The organism is Martinezella sp. CNPSo 3964 (assembly GCF_057784375.1).
Genome location: NZ_JBXSOW010000015.1, coordinates 43,175 through 62,897, shown reverse-complemented (window position 1 = coordinate 62,897; position 19,723 = coordinate 43,175). Strand labels below are relative to the sequence as shown.

At 61.6% G+C, this 19,723-nt stretch carries 21 protein-coding genes; 18 read left to right on the top strand and 3 right to left on the bottom strand.

The genetic code is table 11. The features are described from left to right. Positions 1-83 precede the first annotated feature (83 nt). Both AC13Q5_RS31245 and AC13Q5_RS31240 read right to left on the bottom strand, forming a co-directional pair. Positions 84-1,937: an extracellular solute-binding protein gene (locus AC13Q5_RS31245; RefSeq protein ID WP_075856422.1), complete on the bottom strand. Its 1,854-nt coding sequence runs from the start codon at positions 1,935-1,937 to the stop codon at positions 84-86. Positions 1,938-2,045: 108 nt separating this feature from the next. After that, complete coding sequence (locus AC13Q5_RS31240) at positions 2,046-2,681, bottom strand: TetR/AcrR family transcriptional regulator (RefSeq protein WP_488504297.1); 636 nt, start codon at positions 2,679-2,681, stop codon at positions 2,046-2,048. Between the two features lie 37 nt (positions 2,682-2,718). Here AC13Q5_RS31240 and AC13Q5_RS31235 point away from each other — a divergent pair, with 37 nt between their 5' ends. The 7 genes from AC13Q5_RS31235 (at position 2,719) to AC13Q5_RS31205 (ending at position 9,604) form a co-directional block, all read left to right on the top strand. Further along, complete coding sequence (locus AC13Q5_RS31235) at positions 2,719-3,288, top strand: isochorismatase family protein (protein ID WP_488504296.1); 570 nt, start codon at positions 2,719-2,721, stop codon at positions 3,286-3,288. Between the two features lie 142 nt (positions 3,289-3,430). Next, the gene (gene mepA, locus AC13Q5_RS31230; protein ID WP_488504295.1) at positions 3,431-4,465 is read left to right on the top strand and encodes a penicillin-insensitive murein endopeptidase; all 1,035 of its coding nucleotides are present in this window, start codon (positions 3,431-3,433) and stop codon (positions 4,463-4,465) included. A gap of 98 nt (positions 4,466-4,563) precedes the next feature. Then, positions 4,564-4,944, top strand: coding sequence for a methylglyoxal synthase (locus tag AC13Q5_RS31225; protein WP_488504294.1), 381 nt, complete (start codon positions 4,564-4,566; stop codon positions 4,942-4,944). Positions 4,945-4,978: 34 nt separating this feature from the next. Continuing rightward, positions 4,979-6,001 carry a glucokinase gene (locus AC13Q5_RS31220; RefSeq protein ID WP_075856427.1) on the top strand — a complete coding sequence of 341 codons (1,023 nt, stop codon included), beginning with the start codon at positions 4,979-4,981 and terminating at the stop codon, positions 5,999-6,001. A gap of 265 nt (positions 6,002-6,266) precedes the next feature. Beyond that, a complete protein-coding gene (locus AC13Q5_RS31215) occupies positions 6,267-8,006 on the top strand; it encodes an ABC transporter ATP-binding protein (RefSeq protein ID WP_425298726.1) in 1,740 nt (579 codons plus the stop codon). 14 nt (positions 8,007-8,020) lie between these two features. Continuing rightward, the gene (gene dapB, locus AC13Q5_RS31210; RefSeq protein WP_075856429.1) at positions 8,021-8,845 is read left to right on the top strand and encodes a 4-hydroxy-tetrahydrodipicolinate reductase; all 825 of its coding nucleotides are present in this window, start codon (positions 8,021-8,023) and stop codon (positions 8,843-8,845) included. 123 nt (positions 8,846-8,968) lie between these two features. Beyond that, positions 8,969-9,604: a 2,3-bisphosphoglycerate-dependent phosphoglycerate mutase gene (locus tag AC13Q5_RS31205; RefSeq protein ID WP_488504293.1), complete on the top strand. Its 636-nt coding sequence runs from the start codon at positions 8,969-8,971 to the stop codon at positions 9,602-9,604. Between the two features lie 215 nt (positions 9,605-9,819). On the opposite strand, the gene phnF is transcribed toward AC13Q5_RS31205, so the two are convergent. Continuing rightward, positions 9,820-10,554, bottom strand: a complete 735-nt coding sequence (phnF, locus tag AC13Q5_RS31200; protein WP_488504292.1) for a phosphonate metabolism transcriptional regulator PhnF — start codon at positions 10,552-10,554, stop codon at positions 9,820-9,822. Between the two features lie 101 nt (positions 10,555-10,655). Between phnF and phnG the strand changes: the two genes are divergently transcribed. The 11 genes from phnG (at position 10,656) to phnE (ending at position 19,722) form a co-directional block, all read left to right on the top strand. Next, positions 10,656-11,132: a phosphonate C-P lyase system protein PhnG gene (gene phnG / locus AC13Q5_RS31195; protein WP_488504291.1), complete on the top strand. Its 477-nt coding sequence runs from the start codon at positions 10,656-10,658 to the stop codon at positions 11,130-11,132. Beyond that, positions 11,132-11,758, top strand: coding sequence for a phosphonate C-P lyase system protein PhnH (phnH, locus tag AC13Q5_RS31190; protein ID WP_488504290.1), 627 nt, complete (start codon positions 11,132-11,134; stop codon positions 11,756-11,758). Before phnG ends, phnH begins: the two co-directional genes overlap by 1 nt. 3 nt (positions 11,759-11,761) lie before the next feature. Then, complete coding sequence (locus tag AC13Q5_RS31185) at positions 11,762-12,871, top strand: carbon-phosphorus lyase complex subunit (RefSeq protein ID WP_457880986.1); 1,110 nt, start codon at positions 11,762-11,764, stop codon at positions 12,869-12,871. Then, on the top strand, positions 12,868-13,779 hold the full coding sequence (locus tag AC13Q5_RS31180) for an alpha-D-ribose 1-methylphosphonate 5-phosphate C-P-lyase PhnJ (protein ID WP_457880987.1): 912 nt from the start codon (positions 12,868-12,870) through the stop codon (positions 13,777-13,779). Before AC13Q5_RS31185 ends, AC13Q5_RS31180 begins: the two co-directional genes overlap by 4 nt. Beyond that, positions 13,776-14,552 carry a phosphonate C-P lyase system protein PhnK gene (gene phnK / locus AC13Q5_RS31175; RefSeq protein WP_037155357.1) on the top strand — a complete coding sequence of 259 codons (777 nt, stop codon included), beginning with the start codon at positions 13,776-13,778 and terminating at the stop codon, positions 14,550-14,552. The genes AC13Q5_RS31180 and phnK overlap by 4 nt, the downstream gene beginning before the upstream one ends. A 9-nt stretch (positions 14,553-14,561) precedes the next feature. Then, complete coding sequence (gene phnL / locus AC13Q5_RS31170) at positions 14,562-15,269, top strand: phosphonate C-P lyase system protein PhnL (protein WP_075856436.1); 708 nt, start codon at positions 14,562-14,564, stop codon at positions 15,267-15,269. Then, positions 15,266-15,883, top strand: coding sequence for a DapH/DapD/GlmU-related protein (locus AC13Q5_RS31165; RefSeq protein ID WP_457880988.1), 618 nt, complete (start codon positions 15,266-15,268; stop codon positions 15,881-15,883). The genes phnL and AC13Q5_RS31165 overlap by 4 nt, the downstream gene beginning before the upstream one ends. Before the next feature lie 155 nt (positions 15,884-16,038). After that, positions 16,039-16,593 carry a pyridoxamine 5'-phosphate oxidase family protein gene (locus AC13Q5_RS31160; protein ID WP_457880989.1) on the top strand — a complete coding sequence of 185 codons (555 nt, stop codon included), beginning with the start codon at positions 16,039-16,041 and terminating at the stop codon, positions 16,591-16,593. Positions 16,594-16,816: 223 nt separating this feature from the next. After that, a complete protein-coding gene (gene phnC / locus AC13Q5_RS31155; RefSeq protein WP_457880990.1) occupies positions 16,817-17,671 on the top strand; it encodes a phosphonate ABC transporter ATP-binding protein in 855 nt (284 codons plus the stop codon). A 92-nt stretch (positions 17,672-17,763) separates the two neighbouring features. Next, positions 17,764-18,675 (top strand): phosphonate ABC transporter substrate-binding protein, encoded by a 912-nt coding sequence (gene phnD / locus AC13Q5_RS31150; protein WP_457880991.1) that lies wholly within the window; start codon positions 17,764-17,766, stop codon positions 18,673-18,675. A 66-nt stretch (positions 18,676-18,741) separates the two neighbouring features. Next, positions 18,742-19,722, top strand: coding sequence for a phosphonate ABC transporter, permease protein PhnE (phnE, locus tag AC13Q5_RS31145; RefSeq protein WP_075856441.1), 981 nt, complete (start codon positions 18,742-18,744; stop codon positions 19,720-19,722). Position 19,723: the final 1 nt, after the last annotated feature.

The following is a 19,723-nucleotide window of genomic DNA, read 5'->3' as shown; positions in this document are numbered from 1 at the left end:
CCGGCGCAGTCATGTCAGCTTGAAACCATCCCGAATCAACCCCGAGCATTTGGAGCCTAGCGGCCCCTTATTGCAAGAGAGGCTCACTTTCCGGCGCTTTTCGACCACCAGACATCGGGGAAGCCGATCGAATATTCAGGCAACTGTGCCGGATGTTGGAACTTGTCCCAATAAGCGATGTGGAAGCTAGTCGTGTAGAACAGCGGCACCACATAATGGTGGGCGAGTAGGACTCGATCGAGGGCCTTGGCGGTCGCATCCTTTTCTGCAACGTCCTTGGCGAAGATGACCTTCTTGATGAGGGCATCGATACCGGGATCGGAAATGCCGGCAAAATTGCGTGAACCGGAACGAGTGGCGGAGGCGGTGCCCCAAAAATCGATCTGCTCATTGCCGGGATTCAGCGTTTGAGCCCAGACCGTCCAGATCATGTCATAGTCGAAATTTTGGACACGGTTGATGTATTGCGATGAATCGACCGTGCGCACGGTGGCGTTGATACCGATCTTCTTGAGGTTCTGCGTGTAGGGAAGGACCCATTTTTCCACGAAGGGGCTACCGAGCAGAATTTCGATGGAGAGCGGTTTGTTCGTCTGGGCGTTGATCATCTGGTTGCCCTTGAGAACATATCCTGCCTGCTTGAACAGATCGAGCGCCTTGCGCAGATTGTCGCGAGACTTCTGAGGATCACCGCCCACAGGATTGGAATAGGGGGTGGTGAAGACCTCGGCGGGAACCTTGTCCTTAATCTCGTTCAAGATATTCAGCTCATCGCCCTGGGGCAGCCCGGACGAGGCCAGCTTCGTGCCGAAGAAGAAGCTGTTGATGCGGCTGTACTGATTGAAAGCGATCGTGCGATTGAGCTCCTCGAAATCGAAGGCATAGTTCAACGCCTCGCGAACACGCTCGTCCTTGAATTGGTCGCGACGCATATTGGGCACCAATGCCTGCATAACGCCGGTGGCACGCAACGGATTGGGCACTTCCTCGCGCTTGATGCGGCCGTCCTTGGCAGCGGGGAAATCATAGCCGGTGACCCAGCGACTTGCGACGTTGTCCTGCCAATAGTCGATGGTACCGCCACGGAAGGCCTCGAACTCCACATCATTGTCGGCGAAGTAGGTGTAGGAGATCGACTTGAAATTGTTCTCGCCGACATTGACGGGCAAGTCCTTGCCCCAATAATCGTCGCGCAATTCATATCGGATGGTGGAGCCAGGCGAGACCGAAGCGATTTTGTAGGGTCCGGACCCCATGACTGGCTCGAGCGTGGTCCGGGAGATGTCGCGCGGCTTGCCATCCGGCCCCGTGCCTTCCCACCAATGCTTCGGCACGATCGGGAATTGGCCGAGAATTGAAGGCAGCTCGCGATTGTTCTTCTCATCGAAATAGAAGGTCACATCGCGATCGCCGGTCTTTTCGGCACGCGTCACATGGCTGTAGTAGCTGGTGAAGAGTGGATTGAGTTCCTTCGCCTTGTCGAAGCTGAAGACGACATCCTCGGGCGTCACCGGCTGCCCGTCAGCCCATTTTGCCTCCGGCCGCAGGCGGAAGGTGGCGCTGGCAATATCGTCCGGATAGGAGACGCCTTCCGCGAGCAATCCGTAAGAGGAGGAAATCTCGTCATCAGCCGACTTCAGCAGGCTATCGAAGACAAGGCCCGCACCCAGCGCGCTTATCCCCGCTACCTGATTACCTTTGTACAATACCGGATTGAGGGTATCGAACGTGCCGTTGCTCGACAGCTTCACCTCGCCGCCCTTCGGCGCATCCGGATTGACGTAGTCGAAATGCTTGAAGCCCGGCTGGTATTTAAGGTCGCCGAGAATGGCCGTGCCGATGCGGAATTGCGGCTCTTCCGCTTTCGACGATACCGGCATTGCCAGCAGGCAAAAAAGAGAAACGACCAAGCCTGCTTTCAACCGCGACAATGCCATTCATGATCTCCTGTGATTTTTCTAGAATCAGCATAAGGCAAATGAGGGCAAAAAACAGGACGCAACAACTCATCTCTTTGCAACGACACCAAAGATCATCTCCTGGAATCAGCCCTTTGCCGCCGCTTCCTCAAGGCGTTTGCGCAGCATCAACCGCAATTCGTGGGCCACACGGCGGTCCTCGACAGCATCAGGCTCAGCGGCGACGACGACAACGATGCGCAGCAGTTCGAGCACGAGGCCCGACATCAACACGACATCGTCCGATATCGACGGCTCGGCCTGCCGCAGGACATCCGCGATCAGTTCCTTCAGCTCGACACGCGAACGCGCCTTCCGCTCCTTGGGAATATCGCGGCGGCCGGCGAGCACCGAAAGCTCCGGATACTTTTCCATGAAGACACCAAGCGCATCGAAGATCGCCTCGCCGCAATCGGCTGCCGAAAGGCCGGCGCTGCTTTCCGCCACTTCCCGAAGCCCAGCCTTCAACCGCTCAAGGCGTTCGATATGCAGCGCCTCGGCAAGCAGGGGCTTGGTCGGAAAGAACTGATAGAGCGAGCCGATGGAAGAATGCGCCTCGGCGGCGATCTCCGTCATCGTTGCAGCGTCATAGCCCTTGCGCGCGAAGACCCTTGCCGCCGCGTCAAGCAGAATGATGACGCGCTCATGGCCGCGCTGCCGCTTCGGCGTGCGCGTCTTCAATTCTTCACTTGATTTTTGTGAGGTTGTCCTCATATTTTCCATTGTGAGGATATCCTCATGTTTTTATCGGAGCCCCCAGATGCCATTTTACGATCCCAAGACCACCGCTCTTATTTCCATCGACCTGCAAGGCCTCGTTCTTAGCCGGCCGCTCGCGCCCTATCCCGCCCAGCAGATCGTCGCCAATACGGTCGCCATCGCAAACAAGCTGAAAGCCGATGGCGGGACGACCGTTTTCGTAACGGTCGGATTTTCCTCGGACTATGCCGACGCTGTCAATCAGCCGACTGACGAAACCTTCGCGCTTCCCCCGGGAGGTTTACCGCCGGCCGCGTTGGAAGCGCCTGCCGAGATGTCGGCGCTGACGCCTGACGTCGCCATCGTCAAGCGCCAGTGGAGCGCCTTCTACGGCACGGAACTCGATCTGCAGCTTCGCCGCCGCGGCATCAAGACGCTGATCCTGACGGGTGTCGCCACCAATTTCGGCGTGGAAGCGACCGTGCGCGACGGCTATGCGGCAAATTATGCCGTGATCGTCGCGGAAGACGCGGTGACGACCCTCTCGCAGGAGATGCAGGATTTCGCTTGCACGAAAGTTTTGCCGCGACTGTCGCGCATCCGCAAGACGGCGGAAATTCTGGCGAACTGACCCATACGAAGCCGCGACCATGCAAGCGAAGGCGGCCGGTCATCGGCGACTTGTGATTGCCGCGGATTAACTTCCGTCCTTTTTCAGGATAGTCTCGCCGCAAATCACTTCGGATAATGCCGACCGCCTTTCAAGGATATGCATGGCTTCACTTCTGGCTCGCGCCTTTCGAACGATCGGCAAATTCTCTCTCGCGACAATGATCGGAATGGGCCTTGTCGCCAGCGATACGCTGGCACAGCAGGCCACCCCTTCACCCGGCAGCGCCAAGGCCGTTTTCGGCGCTGTGACGCTGCCGACACAGGGACCACCGCAATCGATCGGCTTCTATGCCAAGGGCTGCCTTGCCGGCGCCGTCGCGCTTCCGGCTGACGGCCCGACCTGGCAGGCCATGCGCCTGTCGCGCAATCGTCGCTGGGGCCGGCCGGAAACGATCGGCCTCCTGGAGCGGCTGTCGCGCGATGCGGCCAAGAATGACGGCTGGCCGGGCCTGCTTGTCGGCGATATCTCACAGCCGCGCGGCGGCCCGATGGCCAACGGCCATGCCTCGCACCAGATCGGCCTCGACGCTGATGTCTGGCTGACGCCGATGCCACGGCGCAAGATGACGGCCGAGGAGCGCGAGGCCCTGCCCTTCACCACCATGCTCGCCAAGGACAAGTTCCTGACGATCAACGACAAGGTCTGGACGCCGGCACATGTCCGCCTCTTGATGCGTGCAGCAAGTTACCCCGAAGTCGAGCGCATCTTCGTCAATCCGGCGATCAAGAAGAAGATGTGCGAGACGTGGACGGGCGATCGCAGCAATCTCGGCAAGCTGCGGCCGGAATATGGGCACGACTCGCATTTCCACATCCGCCTTCGCTGCCCTCCCGGCTCGTCCGGCTGCACGGGGCAGGCGCCGGTCGCCGCCGGCGACGGCTGCGACAAGACGCTCGCCTGGTGGTTCGGACCCGAGCCCTGGGCGAAGCCGAAGCCCAGCACCAAGCCACCGGTCAAGCCACGCGAGGTCATGGTTTCCGATCTGCCCAAAGCCTGCCAGGCCGTGTTGGCGGCACCCTCGGTTGCCTCCGCGCGCCCTGCCACCTCGGGTACCAAGGGTGCGGCCGCTTCAGCCGATACGAACGCAATGCCGGTCTCAGGCGATACGCCGCCCGGCCAAATCCCGCAGCAATGAGGTCCAAGCCGTCATTGCCGGGCAGTCTTTCAAAACGCAGTCCCTTGGTATAGAAGGCGGATAAATCGATTGAAAGCATCGGGTGGAGCAAGGATTTCATGGCCGGCAGCAAATGCATCGCCTTGATCGCGCATGATGAGAAAAAAGATGCGATGGCGGAGTTCGCACGGCGCAACCAGGCAGCCCTTGTCCACTGGAAGATCGTTGCGACCGGCACGACGGGTGGCCGCGTGCTTGATGCCTGCCCCGACCTCAAGGTCGTCAGGCTGAAAAGCGGCCCGCTCGGCGGCGATCAGCAGATCGGCGCCCTTATCGCGACCGGCGAAATCGACATGCTGATCTTCTTCATCGATCCTCTTACGCCCTTGCCGCACGACGTCGACGTGAAGGCATTGACGCGGCTTGCCGTTCTCTACGACATTCCGATGGCGCTCAACGAATCCACCGCCGAGCGGCTGATCAAAACACTGAACCATTAATCCGCCTTGCCGGCGGCAGACCACGGACCTGGCCATGCCCGAGCTCAATCACAGCGATGCCCCCCTGCCTTTCCCCATCCTGATCGGCGATATTGGCGGCACCAATGCGCGTTTCTCCATTCTTGCCGATGCGGACTCCGAGCAGGAGCATTTTCCGGTCGTACAGACGGCGAACTTCGCGACAATCGACGATGCGATCAAACTTGCTCTTGAAAACAGCAAGGTGCAGCCCCGCTCGGCAATTCTCGCCATGGCCGGCCCCGTTCAGGGCGATGAAATTCCGCTGACCAATTGCGACTGGGTGATCCGTCCGAAGACCATGATCGCCAATCTTGGCATCGAGGACGTGCTCGTCATCAACGACTTCGAGGCGCAGGCGCTGGCGATCGCCGAGATTTCCGACGAGCATCGTCAGACCATTGGCCAGGCATCTGGGAACATGACCGCATCGCGCGCCGTGCTCGGCCCCGGCACCGGGCTTGGTGTCGGCGGACTGGTCCATACCCAGCATCAATGGGTGCCCGTGCCGGGCGAAGGCGGCCATATCGATATCGGTCCGCGCACGGAACGCGACCTGCAGATCTGGCCGCATCTGGAGCCGATCGAAGGCCGCATTTCCGCCGAACAGGTGATCTGCGGCCGCGGGCTGCAGAACATCTATCATGCCGTCTGCGCGGCTGACGGCATTGAGCCGAACCTGAAGGAACCGGCCGACATCACCAACCACGCGCTTGCCGGCACCAATAAGCAGGCCGAAGAGACCTTGACGCTGTTCGTCACCTATCTCGGCCGCGTCGCCGGCGATATCGCCATGATCTTCATGGCGCGCGGCGGCGTCTATCTTTCCGGCGGCATCCCGCAGAAGATCCTGCCGGCGCTGCAGAAGCCGGAATTCCGCGCCGCCTTCGAGGACAAGGCGCCGCACACCGAATTGATGAAGACGATCCCGACCCATGTGGTCGTCAATCCGCTGGCTGCCCTTTCCGGACTTGCGATCTATGCCCGCAAACCGGCAAGCTTCGGCCTTGCGACAGAGGGCCGCCGCTGGCGGCGTTAACCGCCTCGCAAACAACCGATGGCGCGCTGAAATAGCCGGCGCGCTATCCCTTTTTGAAGGGACCGCCTTCCTCTATAGTGAGGCCGGCTCCGTGATCGGCCTTAACCAGCGCGGCAAGCCATGTCTAGCCAAAGCCGTGCTAACTCTTTAATAGAGCCGCGCAAGCACGTGCCATATGCGGCTCGCTTGGTTCAAGACAGGAAGCCGATTATTGAAATTGCCTGACCCGAAAAGCAAAAGCGTCGACAGCGAAGCCATTACCGGCATGCTGAAGCGTATTATCGCCGAGAACGGCCGCGACCACATCCGCGGCTATGCCGTCGCGATCACCTGCCTGATCCTCGTTGCGCTTTCAACTGCTTACATCGGCTATATCGTCAAATCGGTCATCGACAGCGCCTTCATCGCGCGCGATATCGTCGATGCCTGGAAAATCTGTTTCAGCATCTTCCTGGTTTTCGTGGTCCGCGGCTTTGCCGGATATTTCCAGTCGGTCATCCTGTCGAAGATCGGCAACAACATTATCGCCCGCTACCAGCGTCGGCTCTATTCGCATCTGATGACGCTGTCGGTCGGCTTCTTCAGCGAAGCCCGTTCAGCCCAGCTCGCCGCCCGCATCAGCCAGAACGTCTCTGGTATCCGCGACGTCATGAACCTGACGATCACGTCCACAGCGCGCGACCTTCTGACCTTCGTCGCCCTGCTCTGCGTCATGGTCTTCCAGGATCCGGTGCTCAGCATCGCATTCGTCATCATCGCACCGCCGCTCTTCTTTGCGCTGCGCTATATTTCCAAGCGGCTGCGCGCGGCGACCCGCGATGCCATCGTCCTGAACAGCCATGTGCTGGGTGCGATGCAGGAAACCATCCAGGGCGTTTCCATCGTCAAGGCCTTCACGATGGAGGAGGAGCTCGAGCGCAAGATCAACAAGCTGATCACTGCTGCCGAGCACCGGCAGAACCGCATCGCCCGCCTTTCGGAGCGCAACGGCCCGCTGATCGAAACCGTCGCCGGTTTTGCGATCGCCAGCCTCTTTGCCTATGCCGCCTATCGCTCGATCTACGACAATGTCTCGCCGGGCGTGTTCTTCTCCTTCGCAACCTCTCTGCTGCTCGCCTACGATCCGGCTCGACGCCTCGCCAAGCTGCAGGTGCAGCTGGAACGCGCCGTCGTCAATGCGCGGATGATCTACGAGCTGCTCGACATGGAGCCGCGCCAGCGCGATCTGCCGGATGCCAAGCCGCTCAAGGTGACCGAGGCCCGTATCGAGTTCCGCGACGTGCATTTCGCCTATGGCGACGAGGCAGTTCTGTCTGGCGTCAGCTTCTCTGCCGAGGGTGGGCAGACGACGGCGCTCGTCGGCCCTTCCGGCGCCGGCAAGTCCACGGTCATCAATCTCATTCCGCGCTTCTACGACCCCAAGGCCGGGAGCATCTTCATCGACGGGCAGGATATCGCCCATGTGACGAAACAGTCGCTGCGGGAACAGCTCGCCTATGTTTCGCAGCAACCCTATCTCTTCGAAGGCACGATCCGCGACAATATCCGCTACGGACGGCCGGACGCGACCAACGCCGAGATCGAGGAAGCGGCGCGCCTTGCCTATGCACATGATTTCATCGAGGCGCAGCCGATGGGCTACGATACGCCGGTCGGCGAAAACGGCGTGACGCTTTCCGGCGGCCAGCGCCAGCGCCTGTCGATCGCCCGCGCGCTGGTGCGCAACGCGCCGATCCTGCTTCTGGACGAGGCGACCTCGGCGCTCGACACGGAATCCGAAGCAGCAGTGCAGAAGGCGCTGGAAGAGGCGATGAGCGGCCGCACGGTCGTCGTCATCGCCCACCGCCTGTCGACGGTTGTCCGGGCCGAGAAGATCGTGGTCATGCAGAACGGCCGGGTTGTCGAAGAGGGCAACCACGAGACGCTTGCGACGGCCGACAATGGCCTCTACGCTCGGCTCAACAACCTGCAGCTACCGGCCATATCAAGCAATTCCCGCAAATAGACGATAGAGACGACATGAGCGACGATGCGATGAAGCTGGTGGTGGTTGGCGCGGCAGGCCGCATGGGACAGGCTCTCATCCGCCTCATTCATGCAGCCGACGGCGTGACCCTGCACGCGGCCGTCGCTCGTCCCGGCTCCGCCTTCATCGGCAAGGATGCCGGCGAGATCGCCGGGCTTGGGCCGATCGGCGTTGCCATCACCGACGATCCGCTCGCCGCTTTCCTGCATGCCGAAGGCGTCATCGATTTCACGACGCCGGCAACCAGCGTCACCTTCGCCGACTTGGCCGCACAGGCACGCATCGTCCACATCATCGGCACCACCGGATGCTCGGACGAGGATGAAGCCAAATTCAAGGCGGCCGCACGCCATGCCCGTATCGTCAAATCAGGCAATATGGGCCTCGGCATCAATCTCCTGAGCGTGCTTGTCGAGCAGGCCGCACGCGCACTCCCCTCGAACGACTGGGACATCGAAGTGCTGGAGATGCATCATCGTCACAAGGTCGATGCGCCCTCCGGCACGGCACTCCTGCTCGGCCAGGCGGCGGCGAAGGGCAGAGGCATCGATCTCAACGACAGCTCCGTGCGCGTGCGCGATGGCCATACCGGCCCGCGCCCGGCGGGCACGATCGGCTTTGCGACCCTGCGCGGCGGCGGCGTGGTTGGCGATCACTCGGTGATCTTCGCCAGCGAAAGCGAGCGGCTGACGCTGTCGCACAATGCCGGCGACCGTTCGCTGTTTGCCCGCGGCGCACTGCAGGCAGCGCTCTGGGCGCGCGACAAGAAACCCGGCTTTTATTCCATGCTCGATGTTCTCGGGCTTTCCACACGTTGATGCGATCCCGGAGCGGATCGGCTGGGAACTGCCGCTCCGCTCCGGCCTTTTATTGTCCTCGCAATTCCTGACGGAAAACCGCTGCGCGCCTTTCCTGGAATTGCTTTATCAAGGAGAAATTTTATGAGCGGCACTCTCGTTCTCGTTCGCCACGGGCAGAGCGACTGGAATTTGAAGAATCTCTTTACCGGCTGGAAGGACCCCGATCTGACCGCGCTCGGCATCGAAGAGGCCAAGACGGGCGGCAAGGCACTGGCCGATTACGGCATCAAGTACGATATCGCCTTCACCTCGGCGCTGACGCGCGCTCAGCACACGCTGAAAATCATTCTCGACGAAATCGGCCAGCAGGGCCTTGAAACCATCAAGGATCAGGCGCTGAACGAGCGCGATTACGGCGACCTCTCCGGCCTCAACAAGGACGACGCCCGCGCCAAGTGGGGCGAAGAGCAGGTTCACATCTGGCGCCGCTCCTACGACGTTCCCCCGCCCGGCGGCGAAAGCCTGCGCGACACCGGCGCCCGCGTCTGGCCCTACTACCTGACGGAAATCCTGCCGCGCGTTCTCGCCGGTCAGAACGTGCTGGTCGCTGCCCACGGCAATTCGCTGCGCTCGCTCGTCATGGTTCTTGATCGCCTGAGCAAGGCGCAGATCCTCGAGCTCAACCTCGCGACCGGCGTGCCGATGGTCTACAAGCTCAAGGCCGATTCTACCGTCGCCTCGAAGGAAGTCCTCGGCGACATGTCCGGCGCGCATTGAGTGCGTCTAACTAATTATCTCTGAAATAGTCCCTCACCCTAACCCTCTCCCCGTTTTACGGGGAGAGGGAACGACCTTTTCTGTGGTAAATTCTCGATACCAACGAGGTTGAGAGGCAACAGATGGTGCCTCTTTTCCCTTCTCCCCGCACGCGGGGAGAAGGTGGGCGCCCTTCGATGAACTCAGGAGGCCGGATGAGGGGCCAGCCCCTAGCATCAATTCTCGACGGTGAAGCGCACCCTGTCGGCAGCGAAGCGGGAAATCGAATATTGTACCGGGACATTGTCGAGATCGGCGTTCAGCGCCTGGGCGACCAGAACGATGGCGCCGGGGGACAGCTGCAGATCGGTGAGATCGCCTTCGTCGGCATGCGTCGCGGTGATTTCGGTGACGACGCGGACATAATCCGGTACGCCAAGCTCCTTGAATGCCTTCGTAATTGACCCGGTCGTCCGATAGATCTCGGCGATATCGCCGAAACGATCGGCCGGGAACCAGCTGGTGGCGCGCGATACCGGGCGATGATCCGCCTGACCGAGCGTTTCGAGCCGCACGAGGGGAGCACCGGTTTTGATCTTGAGCTGCCGGGCCAATTCCGTGGTCGCCGCCTCTTCGCCCGCGGCAAGCAACACACTGCGGGTTTCGCGCACCTGATCGCCGATCCCTTGCGAAAATCGCGTGCGCCTCGAAATTGGGAAGCTCAGTCGCTCCTTGCGCTCGATCAGCGTGCCGCGCCCCTGCACGGCCCTGACGATCCCTTCCTGGGCGAGTGCCGCAAGAGCGCTTCGGATCGTGTGCCGGTTGACGCCGAACTGCAGCGCCAGCGTCGTTTCCGGCGGCACCATGCCCGTTTCGTCGAAATCCCCGTGATTGATGGAGGTGCGAATCCGGTCGGCGATCTGCCGCCAGAGCGCCACGCCCGTTTGCCTCTGTATCTTCTGTCCTGCCATCTTGCCCACTCGCCCTGTCACACGCCTGTCACGACTCACTAATAAATATAAAACTATCTTGTATGGTTGTCTATATCAATAGACATTTAGAGGAAGGCGCGATGAATTCAGCACAAAGGCAGGAAGCGGCCGCACAGGAGCGTCGGGAACGCAAGCGCGTCGCCGATCTTCTGGCGCAGGCAGAACGCGACGAGCTAGAGGCGGCCTGGGAAGCATTGCCGAGCAAGCCGACGGTACAGCCGGTGCGCGGCCCCGAGACCGGGCTTGTCATGGTGCGCGGTCGCATCGGCGGCGGCGGCTCCCCCTTCAACCTCGGCGAAGTCACGGTGACGCGCGCCACCATTCGACTGGCATCCAACACCATCGGCCACGCACACGCGCTTGGCACGGATCGGGAAAAGGTCCGGCTTTCGGCCATCTTCGATGCACTCTGGCAACAGCCGGCCACGAAAGACTTCGTCGAAAAGGCGCTTCTGCAGCCGGTCACCGAACGCATCGCAGACTATGATCGCAAGCGCGCCGAAGAGACGGCCGCCACCCGCGTCGATTTCTTCACCATGGTTCGCGGAGAAGATTGATGAGCCTTTCCAGCACCCCGACCTTTGGCAACGAGGCCTTGACCGGCGGCTTCACCGATCCGGTTTTCGATGCGCAGAGCGTCTTCAAGATGACGATGGATGCCATGGCGCGTCCGGGCACCCTGCAGACTGTCACGGCTGATATCGCGCCGCCGGCGCCGCTCGGCATTGCAGCCGGCGCCATCGGCCTTACCCTTTGCGATCATGACACGCCGGTCTGGCTTTCCACCAGCCTGGCAAGATCGAGCCTGCCGGAATGGCTGGCCTTCCACACCGGCGCGCCGATCATATCCGAGCGGCTGGAGGCGCATTTTGCCTTTATCGAAGCCGGCATGGCGCTTTCCTCTTTCAGCCAGTTCGGCATCGGCACCCAGGAATATCCCGATCGGTCGACGACGGTGGTTCTGGAAATCGAAAGCCTGGAAGGCGGCAAGGAACTGGCGCTTTCCGGCCCCGGCATCAAGGACATCAACATGATCGCCCCGATCGGGTTGCCCGATGCGCTGCTGCGTATCTGGAACGACAATCGCGCCCTCTTCCCGCGCGGCGTCGATCTCATCCTGACGGCGGGCCGGCAATTCCTCGGCCTGCCGCGCACCGCCAAGATCATCGTGACGGAGATGTGACATATGTATGTTGCCGTAAAGGGTGGCGAAGCCGCCATCGCCAATGCTCACAGGCTGCTGGCCGACCGTCGCCGCGGCGACCGCTCGCTTCCGGCTGTCGGCATCGACCAGATCGTGGCGCAGCTGGCGCTCGCCGTCGACCGTGTCATGGCCGAGGCCTCGCTTTATGACCGCACGCTGGCGGCGCTTGCCGTCCGTCAGGCGCGCGGCGACATGATCGAGGCCATCTTCCTGCTCAGAGCCTATCGCACGACACTGCCGCGCTTCGGCTATTCCCAGCCGCTCGACACTTCAGCGATGAAGATCGAACGCCGCATCTCGGCGACCTACAAGGACCTGCCGGGCGGCCAGCTTCTCGGCCCGACCTTCGACTACACGCACCGCCTGCTCGACCCGAGCCTCCTGACCGACGAGCCAGTGGACGAACCGATGCAGCGGCCGGCCGAGCAGGGCCGCGTCATGCGCGTCTCGGAAATCCTCGGCCAGGAAGGCCTGATCGAAGGCGACGGCACTATGCCTGTCGATCACGAGATCGGCGACCTTACGCGCGAGCCGATGGAATTCCCGATGACCCGCGACCTTCGCCTGCAGGCGCTTGCCCGCGGCGACGAAGGCTTCCTGCTGGCGCTCGGCTATTCGACCCAGCGCGGCTACGGCCGCAACCATCCCTTCACCGGCGAAATCCGCATTGGTGAAGTGGAAGTCGAATTCGATGTGCCGGAACTCGGCTTCGCCGTCTCGCTCGGCCGCATCCAGGTGACCGAATGCCAGATGGTCAATCAGTTCAAGGGTTCGGCCAAGGCACCACCGCAGTTCACCCGCGGCTATGGCCTGGTCTTCGGCCAGAGCGAGCGCAAGGCCATGGCCATGTCGCTGGTCGACCGCGCGCTTCGCGCCGAGGAGCTCGGTGAAGACATCGTTGCACCGGCTCAGGACGAGGAATTCGTCATCTCCCATTCCGACAACGTGCAGGCAACCGGCTTCGTCGAACATCTGAAGCTGCCGCATTATGTCGACTTCCAGGCCGAGCTCGACCTGGTGCGGCGCATGCGCCGCGATTTCGAGGCCGCTCGCGAACGCGGCATGGAACCCATGACGGAGGCAGCCGAATGACCGCACTCGCCACCTACAACTTCGCCTATCTCGACGAGCAGACCAAACGGATGATCCGTCGCGCCATTCTGAAGGCGATTTCCATTCCCGGCTATCAGGTGCCTTTCGCCTCTCGCGAAATGCCGATGCCATATGGCTGGGGCACCGGCGGCGTGCAGCTGACCGCATCGATCATCGGTCCCGATGATGTGCTGAAGGTCATCGACCAGGGCGCCGACGACACGACCAATGCCGTCTCCATCCGCGCCTTCTTCCAGAAGGTCGCCAACGTTGCCGTCACCACCCGCACGGAGGAGGCGACGATTATCCAGACGCGCCACCGCATTCCGGAGGCCAAGCTGGGCTCCAATCAGGTGCTGGTCTACCAAGTGCCGATCCCGGAACCTTTACGCTTCCTGGAGCCGCGCGAGACCGAAACGCGCAAAATGCATGCGCTCGAGGAATATGGCCTCATGCATGTGAAGCTCTACGAGGACATCGCCCGCAACGGTCGCATCGCCACGACCTATGATTATCCGGTCAAGGTTGCCGGCCGCTACATCATGGATCCGTCACCGACGCCGAAGTTCGACAATCCGAAAATGCATCTCTCCGACGCGCTGCAATTGTTCGGCGCCGGCCGCGAGAAGCGCATCTATGCCGTACCGCCCTACACGGAAGTCGTCAGTCTCGACTTCGAGGATCATCCCTTCGAAGTGCAGCGCTTCGACAAGCCCTGCGCGCTTTGCGGGGCCGAACAGGTCTATCTCGACGAGGTGATCCTCGACGACAAGGGCGGGCGCATGTTCGTCTGCTCCGATACCGATTTCTGCGAGGACCGTCGCGCCCACGGCCATGCCGGCCCCATGCTGGCGTCAAATGGGCTCGCATCCGATGGATTGCCTGGTGGCAAGGAGGCTGCCGAATGAGTGACTCACCTCTCCTGAAGGTCAAGGACATCTCGAAATTCTATGGCAGCCGCATCGGCTGCCGCGACGTATCCTTCGAGCTCTGGCCCGGCGAAGTCCTCGCCATCGTCGGCGAATCCGGTTCCGGCAAGACGACGCTGCTCAACTGCATCTCGACGCGGCTGCTGCCGACGACGGGCAGCGTCGAATATCACATGCGCGACGAGACCTATCGCGACCTTTTCCGCATGAACGAAGCGGAACGCCGATTCCTGATGCGCACCGACTGGGGCTTCGTGCATCAGAACCCGGCAGACGGCCTGCGTATGACTGTTTCGGCCGGTGCCAATGTCGGCGAGCGGCTGATGGCGATCGGCAACCGCCACTACGGCAATATCCGCAACACGGCCATCGACTGGCTGGAGCGGGTGGAAATCGACGCCGACCGTATCGACGACCAGCCGCGCGCCTTCTCGGGCGGCATGCGCCAGCGCCTGCAGATCGCCCGCAACCTGGTGACCGGCCCCCGCCTCGTCTTCATGGACGAACCGACCGGCGGTCTCGACGTATCCGTGCAGGCGCGCCTGCTCGATCTGGTGCGCGGCCTCGTCAACGATCTCGGCCTTTCGGCCATCATCGTCACGCACGACCTCGCCGTTGCCCGCCTTCTGTCGCATCGCATGATGGTGATGAAGGATGGACAGGTGATCGAGCACGGTCTCACCGACCGCGTGCTCGACGACCCGCGCGAACCCTATACGCAACTGCTGGTCTCTTCGATCCTGCAGGTCTGAGGAAGAAACATGGCAACCCCACTCGTCGTTTCCGAAGTCTTCAAGAGCTTCACCATGCATCTGCGCGACGGCATTCGCCTGCCTGTCGTCGCCGATGTCTCCTTCTCCGTCGCCTCGGGCGAATGCGTCGTGCTTGGCGGTCCGTCGGGCATCGGCAAGAGCTCGCTGCTGAAAATGATCTACGGCAACTACGCCGTCGACAGCGGCCAGATCCTCGTCATGCACAAGAGCAAGATCGTCGATCTTGCGACTGCCGATCCGCGTACCGTGCTCGACGTCCGTCGGCAGACCATGGGCTATGTCAGCCAGTTCCTGCGCACCGTGCCGCGCGTCGCCGCCATCGATGTCGTCGCCGAGCCGCTGCTGGCCCGTGGCGTGACGGTCAATGATGCCCGCGACCGGGCGGCGGAACTGCTCGCGCAGCTGAACCTGCCGGAAGAGCTCTGGCAACTGCCACCCGCCACCTTCTCCGGCGGTGAACAGCAGCGTGTCAACATCGCCCGCGGTTTCATCACCGACCACGCCATCCTGCTGCTCGACGAACCCACGGCATCGCTCGATGCCCGCAACCGGGCCGTCGTCGTCGACATGATCGAGCAGAAGAAGGAGGCAGGGGTCGCGCTTCTCGGCATCTTCCATGACGAAGAGGTGCGCGAGGCCGTCGGCAGCCGCATTCTCGACGTCTCGCAATTCTCGCCGCGAAAGGCTGCCGCATGAGCCGCAAGCTGGGCGAGACGCCCTTCATCAGCCCTTCGGCGAGCGTCAACAATTCGACGCTCGGCCGCTACACCGAAGTCTCAGATCGCTGCCGCATCGATGAGGTTGAGATCGGCGACTATTCCTACATCATGCAGGATGGCGCTGTGTGGTGCGCGACGATCGGCAAGTTCGTCAACATCGCCGCCGCGGTGCGCATCAACGCCACCAACCATCCGACATGGCGCGCGACGCTGCATCACTTCACCTATCGCGCCGCCGACTATTGGCCGGATGCCGATATGGAGACCGATTTCTTCACCTGGCGACGCGACAATCGCGTCGTGATCGGCCATGACGTCTGGATCGGTCACGGCGCGACCGTGCTGCCCGGCGTCACGGTCGGCAACGGCGCCGTCATCGGTGCGGGTGCGGTCGTCTCCAAGGATGTCGCGCCCTACACGATCGTCGGCGGCGTGCCGGCGAAGCTGATCCGCGAACGCTTCACGCCCGAGGTTGGTGCGCGCATGGACAAGCTCTCATGGTGGGATTGGGATCACGACCGCCTGCGCACGGCGCTCGCAGACTTCCGCGCCCTTTCGGCGGAGGAATTTCTGGACCGCTACGACGCCTAGCGCAATTCCAGGAAAAGTGTGCGGCGGTTTTCCGGCCGGAATTGCGCTGAAATGGAAAGCTGGGCCGTTTTCCGCCCAAACCAGGCTTGCAAGGCGTTGACCAGCGATCCAGCTTTCAGACGATCCTTGCAAGGACGGGATCGGGAGGAGTTTCCATGGCAAAGCAGTTTTCCAGCATCGACGACCGGCTGCGCGATTTCATCGCGCGGCAGCACATCTTCTTCACGGCATCGGCAACAGCGGATTCCCGTGTCAATGTTTCGCCACGCGAGACGCTGTGCCTGCGCATCATTTCCCCGAATGCCGCCATCTACCTCGATCGCACCGGCAGCGGCAATGAGACCTCCGCGCACATGAAAGCCGACGGGCGGCTGACCATCATGTTCTGTGCGGTCGAGGGACCGCCGATGATCCTGCGGCTCTACGGTCGCGGCCGGATCATCCATCGCTCAGCGCCCGAATATCGCGAGTTGTTGCATGACCATTACGCGGGCGAAGAGCCGCTCGGGGCGCGGCAGATCGTGCGGCTGGACTTCGATCTCGTGCAGACGTCCTGCGGCTTCGGCGTGCCGCTCTTCAGCTATGAAGGCGAGAGACCAAGCCTCGATCAGTGGGCCAAAGCCAAGGGTCCTGACGGCATTGAGGAATATTGGCACGAGAAGAACAGCGTCAGCATGGACGGCCTGCCGACCGGCATGTTTGACGGCTAAACTTAAGGAAAACCCTCAGCCGGCTAATCTTGCAAAATCGGCGAGAATTGTAACAGCAGTTACATAAAACTGACATTGGAGCTTCATGAAGCGGGACTAATCGGTTGCCTTGTGGTTGGCGCCAGCCCCCTCGAAACTCCCTTCGAGGCAGGGGCATGCGCCCATTCTTAGCACCGGTAACGCTGAAATTTTTGCAGCCCGGCAGCCGCGAAAGGGAAGCATTATGTTCGAACTCAGGAATGTCTCGCGCCGGTTTGGAAACAAGCTCGCTGTCGATTCCGTGACTTTGGACATACCGCAGGGACAGATGGTCGGCGTCATCGGCCGTTCCGGCGCCGGCAAGTCCACCTTGCTGCGCATGATCAATCGTCTGGCTGACCCGAGCTCCGGCTCGATCCATTTCTCCGGCACCGAAGTCTCCAAGCTCACCGGCCGCGCACTGCGCAGCTGGCAGCGCGACTGCGCCATGATCTTCCAGCAGTTCAATCTGGTTCCGCGCCTCGACGTGCTGACCAATGTCATGCTCGGCCGCCTCAATCATCGCTCGACGGTCATGAGCCTGCTGTCGGTCTTCACCCGCGAGGAGCGCATTCAGGCGATTGCCGCACTGGAGCGCCTCGGCATCGAGCAGACGGCCCTGCAGATGGCCGGCACGCTTTCCGGCGGCCAGCAGCAGCGCGTCGCCATCTGCCGTGCCCTGATGCAGCAGCCGAAGATGATGCTGGCCGACGAGCCGATCGCCTCGCTCGATCCGCTGAACGCCAAGATCGTCATGGACGCGCTGCGAGATATCAACGAGCGTGAAGGCATCACAGTCATCACCAACCTGCACACGCTGGATACGGCCCGCAACTATTGCGAACGCATCATCGGCATGGCCGCCGGCAAGGTCGTTTTCGACGGCAAGCCGACGGATCTGACGGCCGCCGCCGTCAAGGAAATCTACGGCACCGACAAGGACGGCGCCGGCATCGACGAGACCATGACGTCCACGTCGATCAATATTGCCGATCCGGCCGCGCAGACCGCGGCAACCGAATCTGCTGGCCCGCAACCGCTGGCACTGGCCGGTCTCTGAGAGAGACGGCCGGGATCGAAGGCCCGCGTCAAGGGCGCATTTCTTCTAGACCGAAGGCATCCGGGGACACCGGTTAATCAGGAGACGAACCCATGTTGAAGAAAGCACTTTTTGCTGCTACGGCGCTCGTCGCGCTCGCAGTCGGCGCTGCTGCCAACGCTGCAGACCTCAAGGAATTCCGCGTCGGCATTCTCGGCGGTGAAAACGAAGCCGACCGTCTGCGCAACTACGCCTGCCTCGCCGACCACCTGAAGAAGGAATTCGGCTTCGAGAAGGTTTCGCTGTTCCCGGCCGCCGACTATGACGGCGTTATCCAGGGTCTGCTCGGCGGCACGCTCGACTTCGCAGAACTCGGTGCTTCCGGCTACGCTGCCGTCGCCATCAAGGACCCGAAGGCCGTTACCCCGATCCTGACCACGCAGCAGACCGACGGTTCGACCGGCTACTACTCGATCGGCCTCGCTCTCAAGTCCTCCGGCATCAAGACGATCATGGACGCCAAGGGCAAGAAGCTCGGCTATGCCGATCCGGACTCCACCTCGGGCTACCTCGTTCCGCTGACGCAGATTCCGAAGACGACTGGCGTACCGAACGACAAGTTCTTCGCCTCGACCCAGTTCAACGGCGGCCATGAGAACAACCTGCTCGCCGCCTACGACGGCAAGGTCGACGTTGCTGTCGACGACTCCTCGGGCGTTGGCGATTTCAAGGACGGCTTCACCTCCGGTACCTTCCGCAAGGAAGTCGACAAGGGCGCCGTCGACCCGAACAAGCTCGTCGAAGTCTGGCGTTCGCCGCTGATCCCGAACGGCCCGCTCGTCGTTCGCAACGCTCTCGGCACCGAATGGCAGACCAAGCTGACGGACTTCTTCATGAAGCTCCCGACGGCTGACGCCAAGTGCTTCAACGCTGTCGAAGGCGGCGACTTCAAGGGCTACGTCAAGGTTACCCCGGATTTCTACAACGCCGTTATCGACGTTCGTAAGGCTGCCATCGGCGGCTGATACGCATCCCGATAATTGGGCGGCCGGCAACGGCCGCCCTTTTGCTATTCACAAAGGCTGGATTTCATGACGATCGCCGATACGCACCCGAACATGCAAAGCGCGCCGCCGAGCGCCAAGGAGATCGGCGACGCCTGGAGCAAGATGGTGGCCAAGCGCCGCCTCTATACCGGCATCGGCCTTGTGATCCTGCTCGTCGCTTTCGTCAGCTCGGTGCGCTTCGCCGACGAAAGCAATGCCGGCCATTTCTTCGAGCGCCTGCCGCATCTCTTCGACTTCCTGAGCTGGCTCATCCCCAAGGACTGGAACGACGTCTACCGTGCCCTCTTCGACCTGCCGAGCCCTAACGGCGCAAACGGCGCCGGCGGCGAAGAATTCAATTTCCCGCTCGGCCGCGTCTATGTCTGGGGCAATTTCTACATCCCCGAATATTTCGAGCTGATGATCATCACGATCAACGTGGCACTGGTATCGACCATCATCGGCTTCGTCTTTGCGGTGCCTTTGGCTTTCTTCGCCGCCCGCAACATGTCGCCGTCCCATCCCGTCCGGCTGGTCACGAAGCGCATCATGGAATTCCTGCGCGCCTTTCCGGAAATCGTTATTGCCGGCCTGTTTTCGGCGATCCTGTCGATCGGTCCGATCGCCGCCATCATCGCCGTCGGCCTGCACACGATCGGCGCGCTCGGCAAGCTCTTCTACGAAGTCGTCGAGAATATCGACATGAAGCCTGATGAGGGCATGCGTGCCGTCGGTGCCAGCTGGACCGAGCGCGTCCGCTTTGCCGCCATGCCGCAGGTGCTGCCGAATTTCGCTTCCTACGCACTGCTGCGCCTTGAGATCAACGTCCGTGCCTCCACCATCATCGGCGCCGTCGGCGGCGGCGGTATCGGCGAGGAGCTGAAGCTTTCGATCTCGCGCGGTTTCGGCGCCAAGACCATGGCGCTGGTGCTGCTGCTCTTCGTGACGATCATCGCCGTCGACCAGTTTTCCGCATGGCTCCGCCGCCGTCTCGTCGGCGAACATGCCTTCCTTTTGCAGCATTGAG